The organism is Vibrio sp. SCSIO 43155 (assembly GCF_023716605.1).
Taxonomy (GTDB): Bacteria; Pseudomonadota; Gammaproteobacteria; order Enterobacterales; family Vibrionaceae; genus Vibrio; species Vibrio harveyi.
This window is the reverse complement of record NZ_CP071853.1, coordinates 1921321-1946893: the sequence shown is the minus strand read 5'-3', so window position 1 is coordinate 1946893 and position 25573 is coordinate 1921321. Positions and strand designations below refer to the sequence as shown.

Sequence of the window (25573 nt, the reverse complement as noted above, 5' to 3'; positions counted from 1 at the left end):
TCGTTTTGATGATGGGATCACTATAGATCTGAGAATCGAACGAGATCTTGATTTTGATCAATTGAAATTTCATTTGAAACTATAATAATTTCATTAAATGAAAGTTGGGTGAAACTTGTAAACGCTCAAATGAAGCTTTCAGTTAGAAAACAGAAAAGCCGTTCATAAGACTCAACGAGCAAAAGAAACGAATTAGGTACACAGCGGTAGCACAGACCAAGAGGCAAGCAGAGATGTATTTCAATATTCAACGATTCTCTACCCATGATGGTGATGGCATTCGTTCCATTCTTTTTCTTAAAGGATGCAGCTTGTCTTGCCCTTGGTGTCAAAACCCAGAAAGCCGCAACGAAAAGCATTCACTGCTGTTTGATCAGCGCAGCTGCATGGAAGATTGCCAGCTGTGCGTTTCTGCTTATCAAGCTACAACTCAATCTACTGCGGGTAGTGAAACGGTGAGCGATGGTATTCAACGCATCGACAACCAGATCATCATCAATCGCAAAGCCATCAAAGAGGACCAACTGATCGCGCTGCGAGACGTCTGTCCTACGCAAGCACTGACTGTCTGCGGTGAAGAGGCGAAATCAGACATGTTGTTCGACACCTTAATGAAAGACAAACCGTTCTACGACCAAAGCCAAGGTGGCGTGACATTCTCCGGTGGTGAGCCACTCATGCAAGCCGATTTGGTGGCAGAACTCGCACAACGTCTGCATGACAACCAAGTCTCTACCGCTATTGAATCGTGCATGCATGTGCCGTGGAAGAACGTCGAAAAAGCTGCGCCGCATATTGATTGCTGGTTGGCGGATTTAAAACACACCGACGAAGAAAAGTTTCTTAGCTGGGCGAAAGGTTCACTAAAACGCATCAAAGACAATTTCCGAAAACTGGCACCTATCGCGAAACGCATTGTGATTCGCGTTCCAGTGGTGCCGGGGTTCAATGACACCATCGAAGAGTTGAAAGACATCATCGATTTTGCGGCTTCACTAGAAAGCTGCCAAGAACTTCACTTGCTGCCGTACCACACGCTCGGCATCAATAAATACCGTTTGCTCGATATGCCTTACGAGTGTTCTGACAAGCCATTAAACAAACCAGAACTGCTAGAAAGCGCCATGCAATACGCAAGCGAAAACACCCAACTTAACGTGATTGTAAGAGGTTAACTATGGACCTGAATTACCTTCCTGAGCGTATCAAAGCGCACAAATTGGCACTGGTAAATATCGTAACGCCACCTGTCTGTACCGAGCGTGCAGAGGCATACACTCGTGCTTATCAAGCAAACGAAGACAAACCTGTGATTGTCCAACGTGCGCTAGCACTGCAAGAGCATTTACGCACTCGTACTATTTGGATTAAACACGATGAGTTGATCGTCGGTAACCAAGCGAGCAAAGTGCGTGCTGCGCCTATTTTCCCGGAATACACTGTACGTTGGATTGAAGCGGAAATTGATGATCTAGCCGACCGCCCAGGTGCAGGCTTTGCCGTTACCGAAGAAGATAAGCAAAGCATCCACAGCATCACACCGTATTGGCGTGGTAAAACCGTTCAAGACCGTTGTTATGGCTTGTTCACTGATGAGCAGCAAGAAATCTTAGCCAGCACCATCATTAAAGCCGAAGGCAACATGACTTCGGGTGACGCGCACCTAGCAGTGGATAACGAGAAAATCTTGAAGCTAGGCATGAACGGTTTGCTAGAGGATGTTCGTCAGCACCGTGCTAACAATGATGTTTCGACCTTTGAAGGCTTGAAGAAAGAGCAGTTCTATAAATCAGTCGAAATAGTACTGCTTGCGATTCAAGACCACATAGTGAGCTACTCTGAATTGGCGGCAAAAATGGCGTTAGAAGAGACGCGCCCGCTACGCAAAGCTGAGTTAGAAAGCATTGCTGCAAACTGTCGTCATGTCGCGAGTGATGCGCCGGAAAACTTCTGGCAAGCACTGCAATTGAGCTACTTCGTTCAATTGATGCTACAAATCGAATCGAATGGTCACTCGGTTTCTTTCGGTCGTATGGACCAATTCCTCAACGAGTTTTATGTTCGTGATATCGAAAACGGCACGCTTGAAAAAGACTTCGCACTAGAGCTTTTACAAAGCTGCTGGTTGAAGCTGCTTGAAGTAAACAAGATTCGCTCCGGTGCACATTCGAAAGCATCGGCAGGTTCTCCGCTGTATCAAAACGTGTGTATCGGCGGTCAGAAGTTGAATGAAAAGGGTGAGCCTGAAGATGCAGTAAATCCTCTTTCTTGGGCGATTCTGGAATCTTGTGGTCAGTTACGTTCGACGCAACCTAACTTGAGTGTGCGTTACCATGAAGGCTTAAACCAAGAATTCCTGATGGGCTGTGTTGAAGTGATTAAATGTGGCTTCGGCATGCCTGCTTTCAACAACGATGAGATTGTCATTCCTGAATTCATCAAGCTTGGCGTAGAGAAAGAAGACGCTTACAACTACGCATCTATCGGCTGTATCGAGACGGCGGTTCCGGGCAAATGGGGTTACCGTTGTACGGGCATGAGCTTCATTAACTTTGCTCGTATCCTGCTCGCTTCATTGAACGAAGGTGTGGATGCAACAACGGGTAAAGCTTTCTTGCCACACGATAAGTCATTAGCAAAAGGTAACTTTGAGAGCTTTGAGCAAGTGACGACGTCTTGGGCAGAGCAAATCCGCTACTACACCCGTAAATCGATTGAGATTGATACGGTAGTCGACAGCGTACTTGAACAGCAAGCACAAGACATCTTCTGTTCAACGCTGGTGGATGACTGTTTGGCTCGTGGTAAAACTGTGAAAGAAGGCGGCGCGAAATACGACTGGGTATCTGGCTTGCAAGTCGGTATCGCAAACTTGGGTAACAGCCTAGCAGCAATCAAACACCTTGTTTTCGATGACGCACAAATCACTCAGCCAGAGCTGGCAAAAGCACTAGCAGAAGATTTCGACGGCATGGAGAACGAGCAGCTTCGCCAACGTCTTATCAACTTTGCACCAAAATACGGTAACGATGATGATGCGGTAGACAAACTACTGGCAGACGCGTACCAAGTGTACATTGATGAGCTAGAGCAGTTTGTTAATACGCGTCATGGGCGTGGTCCAATTGGCGGAGGTTACTACGCAGGTACTTCAAGTATCTCGGCAAACGTCCCATTCGGTGCTTCAACCATGGCAACGCCGGACGGTCGTAAAGCGAAAACACCATTGGCAGAAGGTGCAAGCCCGTCGTCTGGCTCAGATCGTTTAGGTCCAACAGCTGTGTACAACTCGGTCGGTAAGATCCAAGCGAATAAGATCCTTGGTGGCGTGCTGCTTAACCAGAAGTTAAGCCCGGCGGCGGTTGAGTCTGAAGGGGATAAGCTCAAGCTCTCTATGCTGATTCGCACCTTTTTCAACCACCACAAAGGTTGGCACGTGCAATACAACATCGTCTCTCGTGAGACCTTGCTAGCTGCGAAGAAGAACCCGGAGCAATATCGTGATCTTGTTGTGCGAGTTGCAGGCTACTCAGCCTTCTTCACCGCGCTATCACCAGATGCGCAAGACGACATCATCGCACGTACCGAGCACGAGCTATAAGTACACTGACTAACTAAAACAAAAGGCACCGGTTGGTGCCTTTTTGCGGTTTGGTCTGAGTTTATTTAGCCATATGCTCGTGGCGCATTTTTGTTAGCATTTCTAAGCGTTTTGAATATTGTTCTTGGAAGGCTTTTGGGTCAACGCCTTCAGAAACTTGGGCGTATACTCGCATCTTGTTGCCGCCGTAAATCTTCGCCAAGTCTTCGTTGCTGTAGCCTCGTGCCCATAAGTCATCAGTAATTGCGGCTAAGATCTTGGATAGTTCGCCGTTGCCTGTTGCGCCCTTGTTGAAGGCGTCAATCATGTAGCCGCCATCGTCATACATCTTGGCATTTTTCATCGCAAAATCGACCACGCCCTTTGTTGAGAACATGTCATCGGTTGCGATACCAACATGGTCAACGCCAACCAATTTCACATAGTAATCAATCATATCTGCCGCTTGCTTTGGCGAAATGTCCTCAGGCCATAGACCATCCATCATCCACTCAGTAAAGGTTGGAGATACATAGCCGCCTGACTTCGCAGCACGAATTGCTTCATCATCAGGGATTGCACGATAACAGCCTTTTGGTGTTGCATCAGGTTCACTCTTATATAAACCCGCAGGGACTGAGTGAGAGTAGATAAATGGCGTTCCTGCATGATTCTTTTCCATGTAATCCATCGCATCATTGGCGGTCTTGGAACCGGTATGGCTCAAGTCGAGAATTACGCGGTATTTCACCATCTCATCAATCACTGATTGGCCCCAGGACGTTAAGCCAATATCGCTGCCATTATAGGCGGCTAATTGACCTGAACCGGTACGAAAAATATCGTTGTACGCCAAGATCATGCTTTTCAACCCCATGTCTTTAAGCAGAGCCATACGAGTCACGTCTTCTTCTAAAATGGTGGCAGTTTGGCTATTCCAAAGAACGGCGGTTTTGCCTTCTACGTGCGCTTTCTCAATGTCTTGGTTGGAGTGGGCAACAATAAAATTGTCTGGTTCTTTTGCCATGGCTGCACGGTGTTTGTGGTGGTGGAAAATGAAGTCATCAAAGTTATGGTCAGCCGCAGTAATCGTATATTCATGACCAGTAATGCCGTTATCGCGTGCTAACTGGAAGTAATCGAGAAGTTGTTGATCGTCTGTCCAACCAGCACCATAAGGGCTTGCTAGCATGCCAATCACAATGGTGTCTTGAACAAAGGCTTTTGCTTTGTCTGAGGCTGGCCACGTTTTGCTTTCTACGCTGGCGTAAGCGGAGCCCATTGATACGGCGATAGTGATTGCTGCCAATGACATTTTCTTGATCATAGTAACCTCTCAATAGTGAGTGTAAGTCCGTTTATTTTGATGGATGCATCTAGCGTTTAGAGATGGCTTTTGTCGTGAACGGTTTAATTCAACTAATTGAATATTAGTCAAAACTCACATTCTTGCTGCCAATCTCTAAGCGATAACGGAAACTTGATGTGAAATACGATCTATGGCTCAAATTTTTTGCCTTAGCTTCACTCAAGTGATGTGGTTATCTTAGCCAGTTAGGAATATGAAAATGTGCATTTTGCGCCACATTTCCTATCTTTTGAAAAGCCAGTCAAGTAACGTCAGAAGTCGTGTAATGAAAAGAGACGTGTTGAATTTAGGAGAAGGTGTGATTCATTCCATCCCATTGATTAGAAAAACAATCGTGTATGATTTTCTTGGTCAGTTAGCTCTGGAGCCTAAAGCATTGGCGCAACTTCAAGAGCAAGCGGACATGTCATTTGCGCTAGACACTTCAACGGCTGAGTTCATTCCTTTCCATGCTTTTTCTCGGTTGCTATCTGGGTTGAGACAGCACTTAGGTGCAACGGTATTTGTCTCTTCATTACAACGTATCGCGAAGCACGCGAGTATTAGTTTGAAGTTCAATCAAGCCACGCCAGAAAACGTCATAATGAGCTTAGGGCTAAGAGCCTTGAATGTTGAAACGTCAGCTCATGTCACTCGTGTAGAAGCTCATGCTAGTGCTTTTGAGCAAATAGAAGCCGAGCTGTTTCTGACGGTTTATCTTCATACGTATATGAAAGCTTGGTACCCAAATCTGCGAGAGCCGAGCGCTTACTATCTGCTTCACTCGCAAGACCAGCCCTTAACTGAGCTCCAAATCAGAAACGATATTCCGCAGTTTCTTGGTCAAGAACATTTGGCGTTGGAGTATCCCGCTTTAGAAGGGATCGATAGCATAAATGTGTGCGCGGAAGACAAGCCTTTTGCTTACTATATTGAGCAAGCTTTGTCTGCGTATGCAGGGCGAGTTGATATGTCTTTGGAAGTGTTTAGCGAGTTAATTGGCATTTCAAAGCGCACGGTGCAGCGCAGTTTGAAGCAAGAAGGCACCAGTTTTCGAGAGGTAAAAGAGGCGCTCAACTTTGCCTTTGCCAAACGCGTTTTGATTCAAAGAAACAGTGCCGTTGGAGATATTGCTGTGCACTTGGGATACGCTGATGCCACTCAGTTTGTGCGTGCCTTTAAACGCGCGAATGGCATCACCCCTTTGCAGTGGAAGAAAGCTAACCAGTCTTAATCTTAGCTTTCTTGTTGTTTGACGAATTGTCCCGGTGTCATACCGAAATGGTTTTTGAACGCTCGAGTAAAGTGGGATTGATCATTAAAGCCAAGCTCGTGCGCCGTTAAAGCAATATTGACTGAACCAGAAGAGAGTGCCACTCGTGCTTGCTCCAAACGCTTGTTCATCAGGTACTGATAAGGCGTAACGCCGATGAGCTTTTTGAATTCCCTCAGAAAGTAAAACTTACTGCAACCGAGCAAGTCTGCAAGATCATCGACCGCGATGTTGTCGCCGATGTTTTCTTCGATGTAATGGTCAATCTTATCGACTTGGTGTTGGTCGAACTTAGAGGCTGCAAGCTGGTTGTTCTTAAGGTCAAAGTAGTTGGAGTAGTTTTGGGTATAGTGGGTTGCCAGCAGTGAAACCAAGTTATTGAGGTAGATTCTGCCATTTCGCCCTTTGGCTTTCGCTTCCAACATAAACAGCTCAATGATGCCTTTGATAGTTTCATCCAACACGTTGTAGTTGTTCAAAAATTGCAGTTCAATTCCGTCTAAATTGAGCGGGCAGTGTGAGAAAAATTCTTGCTCTTCAATCGCTAAAATCACGAAGTAACAAGGCTCTGCCACATCATGGGTAAACGGGGTTTTAGGTGGGTTAATCCAAATGTTGCCCGGGCTGGTTTTTAGATCGGCGAACGTGCCATCTTTTTCAACACTCCAATTCAAATCTTTTTCTAGTGCCAATGCAAAGTAGAAGTAAGGGGTGTAGACATTCTTCGGATAGAAATAAGGGGACGTGCCTTTTTCTACCAATACGCCCGACCAATCTAATCCATGGTTTGAAAACTCAATATCCAGCACGTCGCCACAGCTTGATAGCGCATTAGATTCAGAGTCATAAAACTTAAGCTCGGACTTCATTTTCTTTCCTTTGCTCTCTTCCACTTGCTAGCTGAAATTAGCCGAGTTTTGCACATTTCGTCAACTCATTGAGGGGGCAATAAAGTACAAAAACTTGGGCAGGAATGTTCAATCTTCTCTCGCGGTGCAGCGCTAATCTATACCCAAGTTAGCCGGACAGCTTAGGCAAAACATAAGACAGAGAGGATGCCATGTTTAAGAAATCGCTTTTACTACTATTAGGTAGTTTGCCGTTTACCACCTTTGCTCACTCAGTTTCTGCAAATGACAACAACACGAACCTAGCTTTAGAGGACACCACCATGAAACACATCGAACTCAATACTCAAGTTGGTCAACTAGCTGCAAACCTTTACTTACCAAAAGGTGCGAAGAATGCCCCAGTTGTTATCGTGACTGGTGCGTGGACAACGGTGAAAGAGCAGATGCCGGCGGTTTATGCCCAAGCATTGGCAGAGCGAGGTTACGCGGCATTGACGTTTGATTTCCGTGGTTGGGGTGAAAGCAAAGACCAAGTGATGTACTTAGAAGACCCTGCACGTAAAACCGCAGACATTCGCGCAGTGATTGAAGCGATGAGTCAACTCGATGGCGTTGATGCATCACGCATCGGTGGTTTGGGTATCTGTGCATCGGCGGGCTACATGCTAGATGCGGTTGCCGGTAATGACAAAGTAAAAGCCGCGGCAGTGGTTGCTCCTTGGCTGCACGATAAAGCGATGGCGACTGAAATTTATGGTGGCGAAGAAAGCGCGAAAAACCTACTCGCAGCAGCGGAAGAAGCAGCACGCTCAGCGACTCCGGTTTACATCGAAGCGGCAAGCACAACCAATGAGAACGCACTGATGTTCCAAGCGCCTTACTACACGGAGACTGACCGCGGTTTGATTCCTGAATATGACAACCAATACAACGTTGCATCATGGACTGGTTGGTTGAACTACGACGCTCAAGCAAGTGCAGCAACACAAGATAAACCAGTGCTAATGGTGGCTTCTGAAGCCATGGCTCTGCCTGCTGGTGCGCATCGTTACATCGAGAATGCTGGTAGCAACGTTAACTCAGTATGGCTATACGACATCAATCAATTCGATTTCTATGACCAACCAGAAGCGGTAAAACTGGCTGTCGATGAAGTTGTAGAGCACTTCGAAGCGAACCTATAAGGAATGGTGTCATGAAACTTAAACAACTGTCGTTGCTGTTTATCGGTGTGATTGCCATGAATGTGAATGCTCAAACCATGTCCTTGGAAGAAGCGAAAATTCGTAGCAACATTAACAGCTTCTCGGCTTTGGCAGACCAAGGTGCATTTGAATACTTAGGTCGATTGTTCGCTCCAGAATTGACGGTGGATTACACCACGCTGTTTGGTGGTGAAGCCCAACAAGTTAAACGCCAAGATTTAATGCAGCAGTGGGCGGGATTCCTGCCTGGGTTTGATGCGACATTCCATGACTTGAGCAATCTACGCGTCTCTATTGATGGCGATAAGGCGAGTGTGACAGTGGATTTCATCGCTAGTCATTGGCTCGGTGAAGAAGGTTTCTGGGCGGTTTCGGGTGAATACGAGTTTGGTTTGCAACGGGCGGGCGATAACTGGCAAATCACTTCAGTGACACTGAATCGAAAATCAGAACAAGGTAGCCGAAATATCTTGGCAGACGCGCCTAAGCATGCAGCGCAGAACTTAAAAGCGCGCGAAGCACTGAAAGTGACGTACTAATAAACGCGTCAGAGCGTCACAAAGGCACCAATTGGTGCCTTTTTCTATTTGAGCTGTATCGTGTTTAGTTGCATAACTGATTGATTAATTAAGTGGTTTAAATAGGGTAGGAGAAAATTAAAAAGAAGGGTAGAAGAACGGATGTTTTTACTCATCGCAATACTTGCAGGGGTAGCGGCGTTAATTTGGTTTTATCGAGAAGGGCAAGTCATTGGCTTGAACCGGATCCTCGGCATACTTTATTTTATTACTTACGCTGTGGTGTATTTGTACATTCCACCATTTCTCGAAATGGGGCATCAATACATTGGCAAAACTTACGAGTTGATCCCCATTGCCTGCCTTTATGGCATTTTGCACCCAGATCCTGAGGAAGCAACGACTGAACAGAAGGCGATAAGCTTTTTTTCATGGTGTGGCTTGATCTTTATCAGCTGTTTCTTGTTGTATTTCAAAATGAATGTCTGGTGAGAAACTAAACACTAAGCTCAAGGAAGATAAATGAGTGCCAGTCACTACCTAAAAGAGCTACGCAGCAAAGTAGGTAATCAAGTATTAATGATTCCGGGCGTTGCCGCTGTGATCCTTAATGAAAGCAACCAACTTCTGTTGCAAAAGAAATCTGATGGCAGTTGGAGCTTACCAGCAGGCATGATTGAACCAGGTGAGTCACCTTCGCAAGCTGTGATTCGAGAAGTAAGAGAAGAAACCGGACTCGCGGTTGAAGTTGAACGTGTGCTCGGTGTTTTCGGTGGAGAGGGATTTGGTTTTGCTTATCCAAACGGAGACCAAGTTGAATACACAGTGATCATGTTTAAGTGTCAACAAACAGGACAGTTTGCAGAAGACTTAGATGAGGAGACTAGCGAGCTAGCTTGGTTCTCGAAATCAGATATGCCGACACTTGCTTTGCCTTATCCTCTTGAGTGCTTATTTGCAGAAAACATCGAGCCATTAGTTTCGTAATAATCATCGAACTAGAATGTATTTATCCTGTTGATTTTGTGAGAAAGATTATTGAGGCATTGAATTAAAACTGTCAGTATCCAACATTCGATGCTGATTATTCATTTGGCGTCATTGGTTGTTATTTATAAGCAGAGAAAAAATATGTTTAAAAAAGCTCTAGTTCTAGCTCTTCCTGTTGTATTAGCAGGTTGTTCCGCACCTAAATATACGGCTGAGCCGATTGCGCAGTCGAATCAAAGCAAAGAAATCACCATCGTAAAAGATAATGCGACAAGAGCAGTGTTCTTAGATTCTTTGCAAGAATGGTGCTTAGACACTGCGCGTAAATGTACAGTGGTCAGTGATGGCACTGCACCTAAGGCAGATGAACTGACGCTAACCTATGTGTCTCGCTGGAGTTGGGACTTTAGAACCTTTATTGCGGATGCAAAGATTAACGCTTATAAAAATGACCAGAAAGTTGGTCAAGTTGAATTTAAAGCACCAAACAATGGTAATTTGGACAAATTTGGTACAGATACCAAGCGTATCGAGTCGATGATTAAGATCTTATTTGGAGAGCAGACAATTAGCGATGCTCAACAGAAAATCAAATCTGGTGAAATCTAAATACACAGCTTAAGAACATAATGAAAGCTCAAAAGTAATGTCCTTCTTTTGAGCTTTATTTTTTGTGATATTTAAGCCTGAAAAGATGGTGCTATATGGAAATAGTTAAAGCCAATCTCAGCCATTTTGAAGCGTTTGAGCAGTATGTTGAAAAGTGTGCTCTGGCGGGAATGGAAATGTACATCATCGCCCAAAGCGACAGTGAAGCGTTGCTGAAAAAACGAATTGGATACGCGAAAGGCGAAGGCTTGCCGGAAGGTTGGACGCCGTCTTCGACATACTTCTGTATAGAGGAAGGGGTGATACTTGGTTCGATTCGGGTTCGTGATGGTAATAACGACTATCTTGAAAATGTGATAGGGCATATTGGTTACGAAACCGCGCCAGATGCTCAAGGCAAAGGCATCGCCACATTCATGTTGAATTGGGTGAAAGCCGAGGTTATAGAAGACAGCGCTATCGTTACTTGTGATGTGAACAATACCGCATCAAGGCGCGTGATCGAAAAGGCGGGTGGCGAGTTTCTCAATACATTTTATTCAGAACAAGACCAATACGAAGTGCGCCGCTATCGATTGTCGGCAGAGTAAATTCATTGAGATGAACAAACGCCCTCGTGAATGAGGGCGTTTGTTATTGAGAATGTTCCATTATGAAGTGAGAAATTAGAACTCATCCTCTTCAAAGCGTCCTGCGTTCTCTAGCCATAAACCATTGATGACACCAAAGGCGCAGGCGAGTAATACGCCAAGTACCCAACACATGTACCACATACTTGCCTCCTTAATAGAGCGATGAGCTGTTGCTGCGGATGTAGTTGTTATCCAAACGTCCGAACATTTTGTAGTAACACCATGCGGTGTAGCCCAGAATCACAGGCACAACGATGATGGCAACGATAGAGATAATGCCAAGCGTTTTCTCACTCGATGTGGCATCCCATAACGTTAAGCTGTGCGATGGGTTGATGCTTGACGGCATGATCATCGGAAACAAGGTGACGCCTGCCGTTAAGATGATGCAAGCAATCGCAATGCTCGACATAGTAAACGCCACCCCAGCACGGCGAGAGACGGTTGCCCAAAAGCACACGAGTAAGCTGGTTACCGCAGTGAAGGGAATCAGCCAAAGTTGTGGCATTTCGCTGAAGTTATGCAATAAATCACCAGCAATACTCACCACTTGTTTGTTGAGTGGGTTTGAAATGCCATCTTTTAGCATCGCGCCGATGATGATGTAACCGGATTGCGATGCCGCAAACAAACCACCGAACATAAATAACATCATGGTTGCGCCCGCACCCCACAACGTGATGTTTTGTGCTCGTGCACGTAGATCATGTTTTGTCTTCATTTGAAGGAAAGCAGCACCTTGCGTCACCACCATGGTCAAACTCACCAAGCCACACAGAATTGGGAATGGAGTGAGCAAGTCAAAGAACCCACCTTGATAATCGAGCATCAGCAAGTTGTTTAACTCGAACGGTACGCCAACCAACAAGTTACCGAAGCCAACCCCAAAGATAATTGGTGGAATAACACCGCTGATGAACAAGGCGATATCACACACATTGCGCCATTGCGGATTATCGATTTTAGCTCGGTAATCCATACCAATAGGACGCAACCAAAGGGATGCGAGCACCAACAGCATGGCAATATAGAATCCGGAGAACGCTGCGGCGTATACCAAGGGCCATATCGCGAAGATGGCACCGCCAGCGGTAATCAGCCAAACTTGGTTGCCGTCCCAGTGCGGCGCGATAGCGTTAAGCATTACGCGGCGCTCTAGGTTCTTTTTCCCCATAACAGGGAGCAGCGCGGCTACCCCCATATCGAATCCGTCGGTGATGGTAAAACCAATCAACAGCACACCAACGATCGCCCAAGTAAATAGGCGTAGGTTTTCGTAATCAAACATAGTGCTTCCTTAGTGCTGATCAATCAGTTTGAATGTGTCGGATTGTTTGTCTTTTTTGTTGTTTTCTTCGTGGTGATAGCGACCCGTTTTAAGCACGCTTGGTCCACGTTTGGCAAACTTCACCATCAAGAACATTTCTACAATCAAGAACGCTGTGTAGAGTACATAAACAAAGCCGAGCGAAATCCAAATGTCACTTGGTGCGAGGTTAGATACCGCCATATTGACCGGAAGTACCTCACCAATTGCCCATGGTTGACGTCCGTATTCGGCAACGAACCAACCTGCTTCACAAGCAATGAAAGGCAATGGAATCGCCCATAGTGCCGCTCTCAATAACCAAGGGCTCGAACCCAACTTTTTGCGGCAGACTTGGACGAAAGACAAACCGATAATGGCGAACATTAATACCCCACACGCCACCATGATTCGGAAGCTCCAGAACAGTGGTGCCACTTGAGGAATCGTGTCTTGCGCCGCTTGCTTGATTTGGCTTTCGGTCGCGTCGGTGACGTTCTCGGTGTATTTCTTCAATAGCAGACCGTAGCCGAGATCTTTCTTCATCTCATCGAATTGAGCGATGTTTTCAGGGCTGTCGTTACCTGCGCGAAGTTCCTCTAGCATGCGGTAAGCTTGGATACCATCGCGGATACGATCTTCGTTCTGCGCCATCAGATCGCGTAAGCCCATCACTGGTTCATCCAGCGATCGAGTCGCGATGATCCCCATTAGATATGGAATCTTAATGGCGTAGTCGGTTTCCATGGTTTCTTGGTTTGGTAAGCCAAATAGCGTGAACGAGGCAGGTGCTTCTTCGGTGTGCCACTCGGACTCAATTGCCGCGAGTTTTACTTGTTGAACATCACCAAGCTCGTAACCTGATTCATCACCCAGCATCAATGTCGACACAATCGCAGCCATGCCAAATGCTGACGCCACTGCAAACGATCGGCGAGCGAAAGAGATATCTCGACCTTTGAGTAAGTAGTAAGCACTGATGCCCATTACAAACAAAGCACCTGTGGTATAACCGGCAGCCACGGTATGAACAAACTTGACTTGCGTGACGGGGTTAAACACCACATCATCAAAGTTGATCATTTCCATTCTCATGGTCTGGTAATTGAACTCTGCGCCGACAGGGTTTTGCATCCAGCCGTTTGCCATCAAAATCCACAAGCCAGAGAAGTTAGAACCCAGAGCCGTCAGCCAAGTGACCGACAAGTGTTGGCGTTTTGATAATCGATCCCAACCGAAGAAGAACATGCCGACTAAGGTGGATTCGAGGAAGAAGGCAATCAAGGCTTCGATGGCAAGCGGTGCCCCGAAAATATCGCCCACATAGTGAGAGTAATACGCCCAGTTGGTACCAAATTGAAACTCCATGGTAAGACCGGTCGCCACGCCCACGGCAAAGTTAATCCCGAATAACTTACCCCAGAACTTGGTCATGTCCTTGTAGATGGTTTTCCCCGTCATGACGTACAAAGACTCCATAACGGCCAGCAAGAAAGACAAACCTATGGTCAGTGGGACGAATATAAAGTGATAGAGTGCGGTACTAGCGAACTGAAACCGCGACAGATCAGCGACATCTGCAAACATAAGGACTCCTTCCCGCTACCAGAGTAGCGGGTTAGATAAGGTTATTATTAGTCTGTTTAATTAAGCGTTAAAGCTTGGGCGCACTTGAATTACGCCTTTGCTGGTATGCGAGAGAAAGGTTTTCTCAACCAGTAATCCAAGCTTACATAGCGACCACCGCCGTAGAAGAACAGCACCAGCAACATCACAAAGTAGGTGGCTGCGAACTCCATACCGTTGTTGAGCATTACTGGGTCGCCCAATTCGGTGATGTAGTTGTATCGACCTGGGAAGTTGGTTGCTAACCATTCAATAAAGCCGTTCAAACGTACCGTTGCTTCCATGCCGCTGGTGGCGATGGCATCCCAACCGTGTTTCCAGTGCACCATTGCGCTCGCAACGCTCATCAAGAAAATCATCGGAATCGACATCACTCGTGTAAACAAACCCAAAGCGATACAAATACAGCCAAGCACTTCCGTACCTGCGGCAAGAAACGCTAACAACTCGGGAAATGGTAAGTTCAAACCTCCATCTGCGGTGGACGCGCCAAACCACGCGACGGTGCCAGAGAAGCCCAGCACCTTAGAGCGAGCGCCAACGAAAATGACCGGAATGAGGTAGAGACGAATCGCAAGCAACGCTAAGTAATCGTATCTTTTGCATTTCTCGACGAGACCGTCGAACCAATTGAGGGCTGACTTAATCATAATTTTTCTCCTGAAGGGCGGACGCTGACGAGTCCTAGTTCATTGAAGTGTTGAGCCCACTCCATGAAACTGAATCTGGCGAGTTGCTGAGCAATCATTTGTTGTAGTTGCGCCAGAGTCAGGTTTGGTTGCTGTTGTAATAGCTGAATCAATGCGACATCCACTTCTCTGAGCTTTTGCGATATCACATGATGTTGTGAGTTCCGAAACACGCCATAAAACACAGGGTGACGCCTGTCAGTTAGGAAAGTCACGGAGTCTTGATGCAGCAAGAAAGGCACTTCTAGCAGCCTTAATGTTGGGTTGAGTTGCAGCACTTGGTTCTCTTCTAGTATCGGATTCGATGAAGAAGTGAATGCCGCGACTAAGGTGTCAATTTCTACATTGAACGCCACCCATTCATATTCCAACAACGCCTTCTGATCGGCAGAGGTGAAGCTGGAATCTTGATGCGCTTTCTGCTGCAAAAACTGAACAAACTCGGTGGCAATATGATGAAACTCAGGCTCGGACGCGCCATGCATCACCACAAAGTCATCCACCATGCGTTCAAGTTGTTCATCAGCGAACTGCGAAGAAAATAGAGGGAACGTATTCGCAACGACACCCAAGATGTTGTCGCGGATAAATTCGCTATATCGACACAGCGCATGCTGATTCATAGGCGTGCGAATTAGAGCCGTTAGGGACTCGGTTTGCGCGCGCATTTTGCTCGGAGGATTAAGCATTGAGCACCTCCTTACACAACACTTCGAGTGTTTGACTGAAATCCAAGATCTCGCCATGAATGCTGCGAAGCTCTTCGGCCAGAACAAGCAGCGACGGCACATTGTGGTCGCGCTCAAGAAGCAAAGGCTTGCTGCCATGCACCGAGTAGGTGTAACGAGCCAGATCAATCACTTCATCAGGCACTGGTTTACCATGGGTATCGAGCAAGAAGTCATCACGCTCTTTCAAGTGACCCGCAATGTGGTAATAACGAATCGCGTCGCTTGGTAAAGTACTCAGCATGTCGTAAGGGCAGAAATGATGATTTCGGCTGTTGACGAACACATTGTTGATGTCGATAAGCAGCTCACATCCACTGCGGTCACTCACTTCAGCGATAAACTCGCCCTCTGGCATTTCATGTCCGTAATCGTGGTAGTAAGAGATATTCTCTAACGCCAATGGACGCTGAATAATGTCTTGCACGCGTTGAATGCGTTCGACCAAATACGGAATGTTCTCTTTATGTCGAGGGATCGGAAGCAGTTCATACAAATAGCCCTGATTGTCTCTAGAGAAACTCAGATGTTCGCTATAGATGTCGATATTAAATTCATCGAGAAAGCGTGCGACGTCTCGTACAAAAGACTCGTTTAACGGTTGGCAATCACCAATCGATAAGCTCAAGCCATGAGCGACAAGTGGATAATATTTCGCAATGTCTTGCAGCTGTTCACGTTTCAAGCCGCCAATATTCATCCAGTTTTCCGGTGCTAATTCGAGGAAATCGATATCTGGGTGCTCGGGCAACTGACACAGCAAATCAACGTGTTCGCTGCGCAGCCCAATCCCTTTTGATGTATCGGTTATTGTCCGCATACGCCACCTGTTACTTTGCTTTTGGTGAGTTTGATGGTTTCTTCTGAAGGGTTAATACCTTCGCCAGTCACGCCACATTTGCCGTCACGAGCGCGTACCAAGCGACCTTGTGGATCGTTCTTTAGTTCTTGTTTCTCAAAGCGTTTCTCTGTACCACATTTACCAGCCGCACACTTACCGCCATGTTGAGAGCTGGATTGAGCCTCTACGGGAGCTTCTGTGGGTGCATCGGCAAACGCCATGCCTGAGTTCAAAGTAATGACAGACGTCATCGCGATAGATAGAGCAAGTTTATTGTTCATGAGACATCTCCTTCGCTGCGCTCATTGGGTAGCTAGATAAATCGTGACCAGCAATAACTTGACCGTGGTAGTACTCTTTAACGATCTTGATGGAAGCTGGTTTAAGTTTTAGACCTAAGCCCATCCAGTGGTTAAGCACCAAAAGTTTTGGATTCACTTCTGCGGCGATCTTGCCGACAACCGATGGCTTAGCGTGCATAAACGATGAGACTTCGTCGGCTTCTTCATGAATAGCTAATGGCATCAATAAGATGTCCGCACCTTTAGCGAAGTCGATGAAGTCAGGGTTACTGCCGTTTTGGTCAGCGGAAATCACCATCACGCCTTCGGCACTTTCGATTCGAAAAGCGAGACAAGGAACGTCGCCGTGTGGGATACCCAGTGCGTAAATGGTTAATCCATCTTGCTCGTACACCTTGGTGCCTTGGGAAGTTTTGTATGGCACATCGGTAATGGTGACAGGGAACAAGCCATCGCTGCCATCAAACAAACCGTTCAAATATGCGTACGCGCCTTCATCACCGTCGAAAAGCGCTTCCATGTAACCAGTCAAGCTAGGAAATGCAGAGCCCGCTTCTGGACCCGCGATATCGAGAGGATCTTCACGATCAAAGAAGTACCCCCCTTTTAGCAGGGCTGGAACGTCGGCGACGTGGTCGGTGTGAAAGTGACTTAAACCAAGGAAATCTAAGTCTTCCAGTTTGCCGCCCGCCTGCCCAAAACGCAGATAGACACCACCACCGGCATCGATCATCACGCGTGATTTTCCTTTCCACCAAACCAGTTCACCAGACGAGGCACGAAGGTCATCAGAGATTGGTCCGCCAGAACCAAGAAGTTGCAAAGTAAAATCTTTGTCTAGCGGTTCGAGAGAGAGTGCGTAACTGTTGGTGGCTCCGAGAGATAACCCCAGAGCCAGCACTAACGCTTTTAAAGGCTGTTTCATATCAAATACCTATGAGTTTGATTTTTCTTATTTATTTCCTTTGGGTGAGCATCCAAAGAAGTGTTGAAGAGGCAGGAAAAACGATTTGTTTTTGATGTCCGTCAAAGCACGGGAATAAGATATCCAATATGAATGGTTAATTATATCTAGTAATTTTAAAGTTTCGTTCAGGTAAATTGAACGTTATTAGTTTGAGCTGAACAAGCATCGGAATGTAAAAAGGCACCGTGAAAGGTGCCTTTTATTTGTGTTTTGCAAGAACAATCAGGGCATGCATTGTCGCTTTACCATGAAACCGATAAGCTGTTTGGCACCTTGCCAAAATCGCAATGTTAGGAAGCGCATCATGGATCTCGATATCTACCAAGTGGACTCTTTCACCACCGAACCTTTTAAAGGAAACCCTGCCGGAGTTTGCCTTTCACAAGAACCTTTACCAGAAGCATTGATGTTCTCTATCGCTGAAGAAATGGCGGTATCAGAAACCGCTTTTCTCTGTTTGAAAGACATGCGACTGCGTTGGTTCACACCTAAAGTCGAAGTGGCGCTATGCGGTCATGGCACATTAGCTACAGCGCAAATCTTAAAAGAACAAGGATTCGCAAAGGTTGGCGATACCATTGCCTTTCAAACCCTCTCAGGTGAGCTACATGCAAAAGTAAACGAGTCGACGATTGAGCTCGATTTTCCTGCTACTCAGTTTAAAATGGATGTTGAACAAGACATCGCATTGCTAGCAGGACTTGGATTGAAAGCGGAGCAAGTGGTTTCTTATGCTCAATTTGACAGCAAAGGCTTTATTGAAGTCGACAATGAAAAAACCGTGTTGGAACTCGAGCCTAACTTTGACGCATTAAAGAACATTCAAGGGCGTGGTGTGGTGATCACTGCTCAATCGAATTCTCCGGATCTCGACTTTATCTCGCGTTACTTCGCCCCCTGGGTGGGCGTGAATGAAGATCCTGTCACAGGCTCAGCCCATTGCGCACTGACTCAGTTTTGGTCGCAAAAACTCGGTCAAAATCAGTTCCGCGCTTATCAAGCCTCAGCCCGTGGTGGACATTTACAAACCGAGCTGTTAGAGAACGGACGCATTAAACTGATTGGCTCTGCAAAGACGGTAATCAGCGGAAAACTAAAGGTATAACGCGATGAAACAATCCATTATCCATATTGCTTTGGTCGTAAAAGATTACGATGAAGCGATTGATTTTTATGTGAATAAGTTGAAGTTTGAGCTGGTGGAAGATACTTACCAACCAGAGCAAGATAAACGCTGGGTTGTGGTTTCTCCACCGGGTTCTAATGGTGTGACATTATTGCTAGCCAAAGCGTCTAAGCCCGAGCAGCATGACTTTGTCGGTAATCAAACCGGTGGACGTGTGTTCCTATTTTTGAATACCGATGACTTCTGGCGCGACTACAACCGAATGGTAGAGCAGGGCATTAAGTTTGTTCGTCCGCCAGCGGAGCAAGACTACGGCACAGTCGCCGTATTTGAAGATCTCTATGGCAACCTGTGGGACTTGCTAGAGATGAGCCCAAGCCACCCAATGGCGTCGCGTTCGTAGGTTCGAACTCATCGATATTAAGAGCGTCTTTCGGGGCGCTCTTTTTGTTTCAGGTGTCTGCCTCTCGCATTTCTTTCTTCTCTTCCCATTTCGCTTCACTTTGCCTATCAGCTTAATTCTCAAAATGAGAATGATATTTAAATCAATATAACTCTATGTTTTTAAATGAGGTAATTTCGGCATCATATTTGCGTTAACCCTCTACGACCAACGATTCAGTTGATGAGGGGAATAACATGAAAGCAGGGAAACTTATTGCGCTAACCAGTTGCTGCGTATCGATGTCCGGATACGCGCTCACTACCAGTGATTTATCGTTCGAATCAGGCAGTGACAATGCAAACTACACCATCAAAGGTAAACCATTAGAGACCACTTCTATTGCGGAAACCTTACCTCAGGACACGTTGACCAATGTGTACTCGATGCTTCCTGAAGGGACTTACGTTAACAGTGCGTTTATTGCACCGGAACGCTATTCAAACATTGATATCGATGACGAGCTTGATGGCGCTGAGTACGCGACGGCCTCAGTGACGTTTCTCAACGAGGGGGCTGGCTATCGAAATTCACTAGGCTATTTTGTTTACGACACCAACAACCCGCCAACCAGTAAAGATGATATCGAAACGCACATGGTGATCTTCCCAAATGCTTCGAAAGCGCCAGATGGGGATATGCAAGAAGGGGACACGATTGAACTTGATGTTCAACTGACCGCAGGACAAACCTTAGCTTTCTTTGTTATTCCAAATGGTTGGAGTGCAAGTACTTACAATAACATTCCGTATCTTGGTCCCTGGAATACGCCTTTCTACAGTCTATCCAGCTTGAATCCAGAGACGACCGCTAATTACCGCCGCCATAACGTTGCGTTCTTGGATACCGAGAATGAATTTTTGGTGCTTGGTTTTGAAGACATTCGCCGTCCGAGTGGCGATAACGATTTCAACGACTTGATTTTTACCGTGGACATTTCACCTTTCTCGGCGGTGGATGGTGTGAACACCGATGGTACTACCGACTCGAAATACGAAGTGTTGGTCCAAGAGAACAACCCAGAGGTCACAGTGACGTCGGTTTACCCAAGTTCTGATACTTATGCGACGATGGCATTCGAAGATCGCTGGCCGTTAATGGGTGACTACGACTTTAACGATGTGGTGTGGCGCTATCGTGTGACCGAACTTTTGAATGGTCAACGTGAATTGAAGACCATTACCGTCGATTACACCCTACAAGCGATGGGGGCAGGTTATTCCAATGGTTTTGCCGTGAAGCTGCCTAATGTGGATTCGTCCAACGTGGCATCGGTAACGGTGACCAAAAATGGTCAAGCAGTGGAACATACCGTGCTTCAATCTGGCAGCGAAACTGTGTTGGTGGTATCGGAGGATTTAAGAGCAGAACTGGATGCGCTTGGCGTTCTGACTTCAGGTTGTACTTATTACCGTACTCAGAGCAATTGTTTGAATCAGCAAGCGACCGATATCCTCAGCTACCAGATGGTCGTCGAACTGACCACGCCAGTCGCACGAGATCAAATCGGTTACCCGCCATATGACTCATTCATTTTTGCGGCAGAAGGTACCTACCACGGGGACTTTGTTGCGACCTTCCCGGGCATGACATGGCAAACCCACTTTAAGACATTCTCAGGCACTGGGGATATGAACAACGCATTGTTCAACTTGCATGACGATGACACAGGCGGCTCGGAATACTTCCTAACCAGCAACAACATGCCTTGGGCAATCAACATTCGTGATGAATGGGATCACCCAACCGAGAACACAGACATCAGCCATGCCTACACAGGATTCCCGACTTGGGTAACCAGCAGTGGCGAAACGGACACCAGTTGGTACAACGCGCCAGCGAGTGGCAAAGTTATCTCAGCAACGGAATAGCAAGGAGCATCACATGAATACTTCGACAAAACTTCTGACCATCATGTTTGCTTCAACCCTAGTCGCTGCTTGCGGAGGCGGTGGCGGCGGAGGGGGCGGCTCTTCAACCCCAGCTCCTGCGCCAGTGGTGGATGAGACTGATGACACACAAGACATTGTGGCACAACGTGACTTTTCGTTTGATGTTGGCGAGACCATAACGTTGTCTATGAACTACCAAGGGGCTTCTGATGGTGCATTGCATCTCTACACCAAAGAGGCATTTACGGCGGAAAACGGCGATGTGATTGCAGACCCAATGTCACGCATCACCACCATTTATCCAACCCGAACCAATCAGGTTGAGTTAGAGGTGAATGGCAATTGGACCAAGTTATACGCGCAATGGGTCCCAATGAATGCTGGTGAATCTGAGAAGAACTGGGTGATTTCGTTGAATCAATCCAACAACAATTACCATCTCGATTTTTAATCCAAGATGTCGTTAATAAGCAAAGCGTGGTTAAAGCCACGCTTTATTTTTGATAAAAATCCTTCGCAACATTAGCGTGATCTATATCACCTATTGAACGAATCAGATAGAATGGCGGCCACTTTCAATATGCCCTTTTCTAACCGTATCTCGAAAGTGAATTAACAACTTGTTATTTAAAAGAAATTTCCTTCGAGGACGCCGCTATCATTAGTACAAACAATATCACCATGCAATTTGGTGCCGAGCCACTGTTCGAAAATATCTCTGCTAAGTTTGGCAACGGCAACCGTTATGGTCTGATTGGCGCAAACGGCTGTGGTAAGTCGACATTTATGAAAATCCTGAGCGGAGCACTCGCGCCAAGCTCGGGCAACGTTTCCATTACTCCGGGGCTGAAACTGGGCGTATTGAGCCAAGATCAGTTTGCGTTCGAGCAATACAGTGTGATTGATGCTGTGATCATGGGCGACCGCAAGCTTTGGGAAGTGAAGCAGGAACGTGACCGCATTTATTCATTACCTGAAATGAGTGAAGAAGACGGCATGAAAGTCGCTGAGCTTGAAAGCGAATTCGCAGAAATGGACGGCTACACAGCAGAAAGCCGTGCTGGCGATATTCTGCTTCAAGCGGGTATTGAAGAAGAGCTGCATTTTGGTTTGATGCAACAAGTTGCTCCAGGCTGGAAACTGCGTGTGCTTTTGGCGCAAGCTCTGTTTGCTAACCCAGATATTTTGCTGCTCGACGAACCAACCAACAACTTGGACATCCACACCATCAACTGGCTGGCGGAAGAGCTGAACCAACGTAAGTGTACGATGATCATCATCTCGCACGACCGTCACTTCCTAAACTCTGTGTGTACTCACATGGCAGATATCGATTACGGTGAACTGCGCATTTACCCTGGCAACTATGAATACTTCCTTGAAGCATCTGGTCTTCGTCGTGAGCAGTTATTGGCTTCCAACGCAAAGAAAACCGCTGAAATCAACGAACTTCAAGAATTCGTAAACCGTTTTGGTGCGAATGCATCGAAAGCAAAACAAGCCAGCTCTCGCGCGAAGAAGATGGAAAAAATCCAACTCGACGAAGTGAAAGCAAGTAGCCGTGTTAGCCCGTCGATTGATTTCGGTGAGGGCAAAAAACTGCATCGTTTAGCCTTGGAACTGCAAGACCTTGGTCACTCGTTTGGTGATGAGTTGTTGTTTGAAAAAGGCAACTTGTTACTTGAAGCAGGCACTCGCCTTGCGATCATTGGTGAAAACGGTGTGGGTAAAACGACCTTGCTGCGTTGCCTAGTGAACGAGTTAGAGCAAACTCAGGGCGTAGTAAAATGGTCTGAAAACGCTTCAATTGGTTACTGCCCACAGGACAGCAGTGCGGACTTCGATAATGATCTGACCATCTTTGAGTGGATCTCACAATGGCGTACCGTGAAGCACAATGACTTAATGGTGCGTGGCATTCTAGGTCGCTTGTTGTTTACCGCTGACGATGCCAACAAAAAAGCGAAAAACTGCTCGGGTGGTGAGAAGAACCGCCTGCTGTTTGGTAAGCTAATGATGCAAGATATCAACGTTTTGGTGATGGATGAGCCAACTAACCACATGGATATGGAAGCGATTGAAGCGTTAAACAGCGCATTAAAAGACTACACGGGCACTTTGATCTTTGTTAGTCATGACCGTGAGTTTGTATCGTCATTGGCGACTTCAATCATTGATGTAAAAGACAAACAGTTGGTGAGTTTCCAAGGTACATTTGAAGAGTACATGGCACACCAACAAAAGGTGCTTAGCGCTGCGTAGCCAAGCGCCGATCATCGTGAATAATTGGACGTAAAGTTCGTCTTTGAGACGAAGAAAACAACAGATTATTCGCAATAGTGATTTAATCTAAACCTAATAGAGGTAAGGTGGTGAGTACAACGCTCGCCACCCACAATTAAGGAGCCGTTCATGAGCCATGAATTTATGACCGACGAAGAACGTATTGAACTGCAGAAGAACAACCCTCTGCACGGTCTTAAATTAGAAGACATGTTGCAGCAGCTTGTTGACCATTACGGTTGGGAAATCCTCGACACAGCAATGCGTATGAACTGTTTCAATACTAAGCCAAGCATTGCGAGCAGTGTTAAGTACCTGAAGAAAACAGAATGGGCTCGCGAGCGTGTAGAGAATTTCTACCTATACCGCTACAAGCGCATGCCAAAGGCATCTGAATACGAATACAACTTGCCACCACGTGCACGTACTTTCCGTCATGGATTGGAACCACGTGAGCCAATGGAACTGACGGTTGAATCGATTCTGGCGTCACAAGCGAAGGCTGCGTCTGCGCACAAAGAGCGTTCAGCAAAGCAACGCTCAGATCGTGCTCGCTTTAATAATCGTCGCCGATAAACTTTCAATTCTCTTGTTCTTGTAGGCTTGATGTCTAAGAGCAAGGCTGATTTTGATGAAAAGCCAAACTATCCAGTTTGGCTTTTTTATTGCCTTTTCTTTAGCTAAACCCAGTTATTAAGACCCTAGCTTGATAATCGAAGAGTACATCTGCTGCGGATCTGACTGACGGCTGAATCGCGTTTGGAAGCTCTCTACCACATAATCAATAAAGGCTCGTAACTTTTGCGATTGCTCTTTGTGGTAGGGGTAAACGATATACAGCGCGTGCTTCTCCATCTGCCATTCAGGGGTAATCTCAACCAATTCACCGGATGCTAATTGAGGCTCAACAAAGAAGTCTGGCAACAACGCAACCCCGTGTCCGGCACATGCCGCTTGGGTGAGCGCCAAACCGCTATTGACGGTGTAAACACTCGCAGGCAGATCAACTTCCAATACCTCACTGCCATTTTGAAATGTCCAACGGCGAGACGTTGAAGAGAGGCTATAGCTAAGTAGGCGATGGTTTATAACGTCACGTGGAGATTTAAACGGCTGCGACTCTTCAAGGTATTGAGGGGAAGCGCAAAGTACACGGCGGATATCCAATAGTTTGCGCGAGCGTAGGCTAGAGTTACCCAATTCGCCTCCGCCACGAATGGCAATATCAACCCCTTGCTCAATCAAATCAATATGTTCATCACTCATCACCACTTCGATGGACAGTTCTGGATGCAGCTTCATAAATTCACAGATGATGGGGTTTAGCTCAATCAAGCCTAATGACATCGGCATGCTGATTTTGAGTGTGCCCTTTAATGTGTGGGAAGACTCAATCACTGAGCGGTCTGCGTTGTTGAGTGCATCGAGAACCTGACACACTTGTTGATAATAGAGCTGACCATTATCGGTAATGTGTAAATTGCGGGTAGTACGGTTAATCAGAGGGCTTTTCAAATAGCTCTCTAATTCATTGATGTTCTTACTTATTGCGGCTTTTGAGAGATTTAAATCTTCTGCTGCCGCGACGAAGCTACCTAGCTCCACCACTCGACGAAATACGGTTAATGCTCTGATCTTATCCACGCATTAGTTTCCTCATGTTTTTATTGTTCACTCATGGTGAACTATATAGCCACTATTATAGTGTTTATTCACTGGTGGGAGTTAATTAATATCACCTCATTCACTGAGTGCCCGACATAAGTAGGGGCAAACGTAATTAGGATTCCACTATGAAAAAGATCGTCGCATTTACTGGTAGCAACAACAGTCAATCAATCCACAGCCTATTGGTTCAAGCGTTGGCAAACCAAGCTACACAAACAGAAGTAAACACCATTGACCTAAATGACTTTGAATTGCCAATGTACGGTTTGGACGTTGAAGGTCAGGGCATCCCAGAAAACGCACACAAACTGCGTGCAACGTTAAACGAATACGATGCGATCATCATTGCATCACCAGAGCACAACGGCTCAATGCCAGCATTCCTGAAAAATGCGATTGATTGGCTATCACGTGTTGCACCTCAAGGTACATCTTTCTTTGGTGACACTAAGAAACCAGTTCTACTGGTGAGCACATCGCCAGGTGCAAACGGCGGCGCAACTAACATCAAAACCATGGCTGAGTTGATGCCGTGGTGGGGTGGCGATGTAAAAGGCACATACAGCCTAGGCGGCTTCTACGACAAGTTCCAAGATGGCAAATTTGATGCTGCGACCTCAGCGGAATTGAGTGAGCTAATGACGTCTTTCGAGAAGTCTCTGTAAGTTATCTATACTCGCATAAGTAGTGATTCATC

27 protein-coding genes are annotated in these 25573 nt (G+C 46.3%); 16 read left to right on the top strand and 11 right to left on the bottom strand.

The window, feature by feature from the left end:
- Positions 1-233 precede the first annotated feature (233 nt).
- Together J4N44_RS25550 and J4N44_RS25545 are read left to right on the top strand one after the other, a co-directional pair.
- Entirely contained in the window at positions 234-1175 is a 942-nt protein-coding gene (locus J4N44_RS25550; RefSeq protein ID WP_045387086.1) for a glycyl-radical enzyme activating protein, read from the top strand.
- A gap of 2 nt (positions 1176-1177) precedes the next feature.
- Positions 1178-3601: a formate C-acetyltransferase/glycerol dehydratase family glycyl radical enzyme gene (locus tag J4N44_RS25545; protein ID WP_252045415.1), complete on the top strand. Its 2424-nt coding sequence runs from the start codon at positions 1178-1180 to the stop codon at positions 3599-3601.
- A gap of 61 nt (positions 3602-3662) precedes the next feature.
- Here J4N44_RS25545 and J4N44_RS25540 read toward each other — a convergent pair whose 3' ends face one another.
- The gene (locus tag J4N44_RS25540; RefSeq protein WP_252045414.1) at positions 3663-4907 is read right to left on the bottom strand and encodes a dipeptidase; all 1245 of its coding nucleotides are present in this window, start codon (positions 4905-4907) and stop codon (positions 3663-3665) included.
- 307 nt (positions 4908-5214) lie between these two features.
- Here J4N44_RS25540 and J4N44_RS25535 point away from each other — a divergent pair, with 307 nt between their 5' ends.
- On the top strand, positions 5215-6162 hold the full coding sequence (locus J4N44_RS25535; RefSeq protein ID WP_252045413.1) for a helix-turn-helix transcriptional regulator: 948 nt from the start codon (positions 5215-5217) through the stop codon (positions 6160-6162).
- 2 nt (positions 6163-6164) lie between these two features.
- Here the strand turns inward: J4N44_RS25535 and J4N44_RS25530 are convergent, their stop codons facing one another.
- Positions 6165-7070: a helix-turn-helix transcriptional regulator gene (locus J4N44_RS25530; protein ID WP_252045412.1), complete on the bottom strand. Its 906-nt coding sequence runs from the start codon at positions 7068-7070 to the stop codon at positions 6165-6167.
- 191 nt (positions 7071-7261) lie between these two features.
- Between J4N44_RS25530 and J4N44_RS25525 the strand changes: the two genes are divergently transcribed.
- From J4N44_RS25525 to J4N44_RS25500, 6 genes are all read left to right on the top strand, one after another.
- Positions 7262-8236 carry an alpha/beta hydrolase gene (locus tag J4N44_RS25525; RefSeq protein ID WP_252045411.1) on the top strand — a complete coding sequence of 325 codons (975 nt, stop codon included), beginning with the start codon at positions 7262-7264 and terminating at the stop codon, positions 8234-8236.
- A gap of 11 nt (positions 8237-8247) precedes the next feature.
- Positions 8248-8796: a nuclear transport factor 2 family protein gene (locus J4N44_RS25520; RefSeq protein ID WP_252045410.1), complete on the top strand. Its 549-nt coding sequence runs from the start codon at positions 8248-8250 to the stop codon at positions 8794-8796.
- Positions 8797-8937: 141 nt separating this feature from the next.
- Entirely contained in the window at positions 8938-9267 is a 330-nt protein-coding gene (locus tag J4N44_RS25515) for a hypothetical protein (protein WP_005453130.1), read from the top strand.
- Positions 9268-9297: 30 nt separating this feature from the next.
- Complete coding sequence (locus J4N44_RS25510) at positions 9298-9762, top strand: NUDIX domain-containing protein (protein WP_252045409.1); 465 nt, start codon at positions 9298-9300, stop codon at positions 9760-9762.
- Positions 9763-9906: 144 nt separating this feature from the next.
- The gene (locus J4N44_RS25505) at positions 9907-10374 is read left to right on the top strand and encodes an Sbal_3080 family lipoprotein (protein WP_009697960.1); all 468 of its coding nucleotides are present in this window, start codon (positions 9907-9909) and stop codon (positions 10372-10374) included.
- Between the two features lie 95 nt (positions 10375-10469).
- The gene (locus J4N44_RS25500; protein WP_009697959.1) at positions 10470-10964 is read left to right on the top strand and encodes a GNAT family N-acetyltransferase; all 495 of its coding nucleotides are present in this window, start codon (positions 10470-10472) and stop codon (positions 10962-10964) included.
- Positions 10965-11039: 75 nt separating this feature from the next.
- Here the strand turns inward: J4N44_RS25500 and cydX are convergent, their stop codons facing one another.
- The 8 genes from cydX to J4N44_RS25460 form a co-directional block, all read right to left on the bottom strand.
- Entirely contained in the window at positions 11040-11147 is a 108-nt protein-coding gene (gene cydX / locus J4N44_RS25495; protein WP_005453120.1) for a cytochrome bd-I oxidase subunit CydX, read from the bottom strand.
- A 10-nt stretch (positions 11148-11157) separates the two neighbouring features.
- The gene (gene cydB / locus J4N44_RS25490; RefSeq protein WP_009701255.1) at positions 11158-12294 is read right to left on the bottom strand and encodes a cytochrome d ubiquinol oxidase subunit II; all 1137 of its coding nucleotides are present in this window, start codon (positions 12292-12294) and stop codon (positions 11158-11160) included.
- Between the two features lie 9 nt (positions 12295-12303).
- Positions 12304-13899 (bottom strand): cytochrome ubiquinol oxidase subunit I, encoded by a 1596-nt coding sequence (locus tag J4N44_RS25485; RefSeq protein ID WP_252045408.1) that lies wholly within the window; start codon positions 13897-13899, stop codon positions 12304-12306.
- Positions 13900-13988: 89 nt separating this feature from the next.
- Positions 13989-14588 carry an HvfX family Cu-binding RiPP maturation protein gene (locus J4N44_RS25480; RefSeq protein WP_009697956.1) on the bottom strand — a complete coding sequence of 200 codons (600 nt, stop codon included), beginning with the start codon at positions 14586-14588 and terminating at the stop codon, positions 13989-13991.
- Positions 14585-15316 carry an HvfC/BufC family peptide modification chaperone gene (locus tag J4N44_RS25475; protein WP_252045407.1) on the bottom strand — a complete coding sequence of 244 codons (732 nt, stop codon included), beginning with the start codon at positions 15314-15316 and terminating at the stop codon, positions 14585-14587. The genes J4N44_RS25480 and J4N44_RS25475 overlap by 4 nt, the downstream gene beginning before the upstream one ends.
- Positions 15309-16175 carry an MbnB/TglH/ChrH family RiPP precursor modification enzyme gene (locus J4N44_RS25470; protein WP_010453176.1) on the bottom strand — a complete coding sequence of 289 codons (867 nt, stop codon included), beginning with the start codon at positions 16173-16175 and terminating at the stop codon, positions 15309-15311. Before J4N44_RS25470 ends, J4N44_RS25475 begins: the two co-directional genes overlap by 8 nt.
- Positions 16163-16477: a hypothetical protein gene (locus tag J4N44_RS25465; RefSeq protein ID WP_005453102.1), complete on the bottom strand. Its 315-nt coding sequence runs from the start codon at positions 16475-16477 to the stop codon at positions 16163-16165. Before J4N44_RS25465 ends, J4N44_RS25470 begins: the two co-directional genes overlap by 13 nt.
- Positions 16467-17423, bottom strand: a complete 957-nt coding sequence (locus J4N44_RS25460) for an MBL fold metallo-hydrolase (RefSeq protein WP_252045406.1) — start codon at positions 17421-17423, stop codon at positions 16467-16469. Before J4N44_RS25460 ends, J4N44_RS25465 begins: the two co-directional genes overlap by 11 nt.
- A 346-nt stretch (positions 17424-17769) precedes the next feature.
- Here J4N44_RS25460 and J4N44_RS25455 point away from each other — a divergent pair, with 346 nt between their 5' ends.
- From J4N44_RS25455 to J4N44_RS25430, 6 genes are all read left to right on the top strand, one after another.
- A complete protein-coding gene (locus tag J4N44_RS25455; protein WP_252045405.1) occupies positions 17770-18570 on the top strand; it encodes a PhzF family phenazine biosynthesis protein in 801 nt (266 codons plus the stop codon).
- A 4-nt stretch (positions 18571-18574) separates the two neighbouring features.
- Entirely contained in the window at positions 18575-18994 is a 420-nt protein-coding gene (locus J4N44_RS25450; protein WP_252045404.1) for a VOC family protein, read from the top strand.
- A 236-nt stretch (positions 18995-19230) separates the two neighbouring features.
- On the top strand, positions 19231-20904 hold the full coding sequence (locus J4N44_RS25445; protein ID WP_252045403.1) for an LruC domain-containing protein: 1674 nt from the start codon (positions 19231-19233) through the stop codon (positions 20902-20904).
- Between the two features lie 13 nt (positions 20905-20917).
- A complete protein-coding gene (locus J4N44_RS25440) occupies positions 20918-21376 on the top strand; it encodes a hypothetical protein (RefSeq protein ID WP_009702257.1) in 459 nt (152 codons plus the stop codon).
- Between the two features lie 206 nt (positions 21377-21582).
- Positions 21583-23187, top strand: coding sequence for an ABC-F family ATPase (locus J4N44_RS25435; protein WP_078609968.1), 1605 nt, complete (start codon positions 21583-21585; stop codon positions 23185-23187).
- A 165-nt stretch (positions 23188-23352) separates the two neighbouring features.
- On the top strand, positions 23353-23784 hold the full coding sequence (locus J4N44_RS25430; RefSeq protein ID WP_005436283.1) for a VF530 family protein: 432 nt from the start codon (positions 23353-23355) through the stop codon (positions 23782-23784).
- 117 nt (positions 23785-23901) lie between these two features.
- On the opposite strand, the gene J4N44_RS25425 is transcribed toward J4N44_RS25430, so the two are convergent.
- A complete protein-coding gene (locus tag J4N44_RS25425; RefSeq protein WP_252045402.1) occupies positions 23902-24852 on the bottom strand; it encodes a LysR family transcriptional regulator in 951 nt (316 codons plus the stop codon).
- Between the two features lie 149 nt (positions 24853-25001).
- Here J4N44_RS25425 and J4N44_RS25420 point away from each other — a divergent pair, with 149 nt between their 5' ends.
- The gene (locus tag J4N44_RS25420; protein WP_039840493.1) at positions 25002-25541 is read left to right on the top strand and encodes an NADPH-dependent FMN reductase; all 540 of its coding nucleotides are present in this window, start codon (positions 25002-25004) and stop codon (positions 25539-25541) included.
- Positions 25542-25573 lie beyond the last annotated feature (32 nt).

Coding starts and splice junctions, on each gene's coding strand:
- J4N44_RS25550 (WP_045387086.1), top strand. CDS start 234: ATGTATTTCAATATTCAACGATTCTCTACCCATGATGGTGATGGCATT.
- J4N44_RS25545 (WP_252045415.1), top strand. CDS start 1,178: ATGGACCTGAATTACCTTCCTGAGCGTATCAAAGCGCACAAATTGGCA.
- J4N44_RS25540 (WP_252045414.1), bottom strand. CDS start 4,907: ATGATCAAGAAAATGTCATTGGCAGCAATCACTATCGCCGTATCAATG.
- J4N44_RS25535 (WP_252045413.1), top strand. CDS start 5,215: ATGAAAAGAGACGTGTTGAATTTAGGAGAAGGTGTGATTCATTCCATC.
- J4N44_RS25530 (WP_252045412.1), bottom strand. CDS start 7,070: ATGAAGTCCGAGCTTAAGTTTTATGACTCTGAATCTAATGCGCTATCA.
- J4N44_RS25525 (WP_252045411.1), top strand. CDS start 7,262: ATGTTTAAGAAATCGCTTTTACTACTATTAGGTAGTTTGCCGTTTACC.
- J4N44_RS25520 (WP_252045410.1), top strand. CDS start 8,248: ATGAAACTTAAACAACTGTCGTTGCTGTTTATCGGTGTGATTGCCATG.
- J4N44_RS25515 (WP_005453130.1), top strand. CDS start 8,938: ATGTTTTTACTCATCGCAATACTTGCAGGGGTAGCGGCGTTAATTTGG.
- J4N44_RS25510 (WP_252045409.1), top strand. CDS start 9,298: ATGAGTGCCAGTCACTACCTAAAAGAGCTACGCAGCAAAGTAGGTAAT.
- J4N44_RS25505 (WP_009697960.1), top strand. CDS start 9,907: ATGTTTAAAAAAGCTCTAGTTCTAGCTCTTCCTGTTGTATTAGCAGGT.
- J4N44_RS25500 (WP_009697959.1), top strand. CDS start 10,470: ATGGAAATAGTTAAAGCCAATCTCAGCCATTTTGAAGCGTTTGAGCAG.
- cydX (WP_005453120.1), bottom strand. CDS start 11,147: ATGTGGTACATGTGTTGGGTACTTGGCGTATTACTCGCCTGCGCCTTT.
- cydB (WP_009701255.1), bottom strand. CDS start 12,294: ATGTTTGATTACGAAAACCTACGCCTATTTACTTGGGCGATCGTTGGT.
- J4N44_RS25485 (WP_252045408.1), bottom strand. CDS start 13,899: ATGTTTGCAGATGTCGCTGATCTGTCGCGGTTTCAGTTCGCTAGTACC.
- J4N44_RS25480 (WP_009697956.1), bottom strand. CDS start 14,588: ATGATTAAGTCAGCCCTCAATTGGTTCGACGGTCTCGTCGAGAAATGC.
- J4N44_RS25475 (WP_252045407.1), bottom strand. CDS start 15,316: ATGCTTAATCCTCCGAGCAAAATGCGCGCGCAAACCGAGTCCCTAACG.
- J4N44_RS25470 (WP_010453176.1), bottom strand. CDS start 16,175: ATGCGGACAATAACCGATACATCAAAAGGGATTGGGCTGCGCAGCGAA.
- J4N44_RS25465 (WP_005453102.1), bottom strand. CDS start 16,477: ATGAACAATAAACTTGCTCTATCTATCGCGATGACGTCTGTCATTACT.
- J4N44_RS25460 (WP_252045406.1), bottom strand. CDS start 17,423: ATGAAACAGCCTTTAAAAGCGTTAGTGCTGGCTCTGGGGTTATCTCTC.
- J4N44_RS25455 (WP_252045405.1), top strand. CDS start 17,770: ATGGATCTCGATATCTACCAAGTGGACTCTTTCACCACCGAACCTTTT.
- J4N44_RS25450 (WP_252045404.1), top strand. CDS start 18,575: ATGAAACAATCCATTATCCATATTGCTTTGGTCGTAAAAGATTACGAT.
- J4N44_RS25445 (WP_252045403.1), top strand. CDS start 19,231: ATGAAAGCAGGGAAACTTATTGCGCTAACCAGTTGCTGCGTATCGATG.
- J4N44_RS25440 (WP_009702257.1), top strand. CDS start 20,918: ATGAATACTTCGACAAAACTTCTGACCATCATGTTTGCTTCAACCCTA.
- J4N44_RS25430 (WP_005436283.1), top strand. CDS start 23,353: ATGACCGACGAAGAACGTATTGAACTGCAGAAGAACAACCCTCTGCAC.
- J4N44_RS25420 (WP_039840493.1), top strand. CDS start 25,002: ATGAAAAAGATCGTCGCATTTACTGGTAGCAACAACAGTCAATCAATC.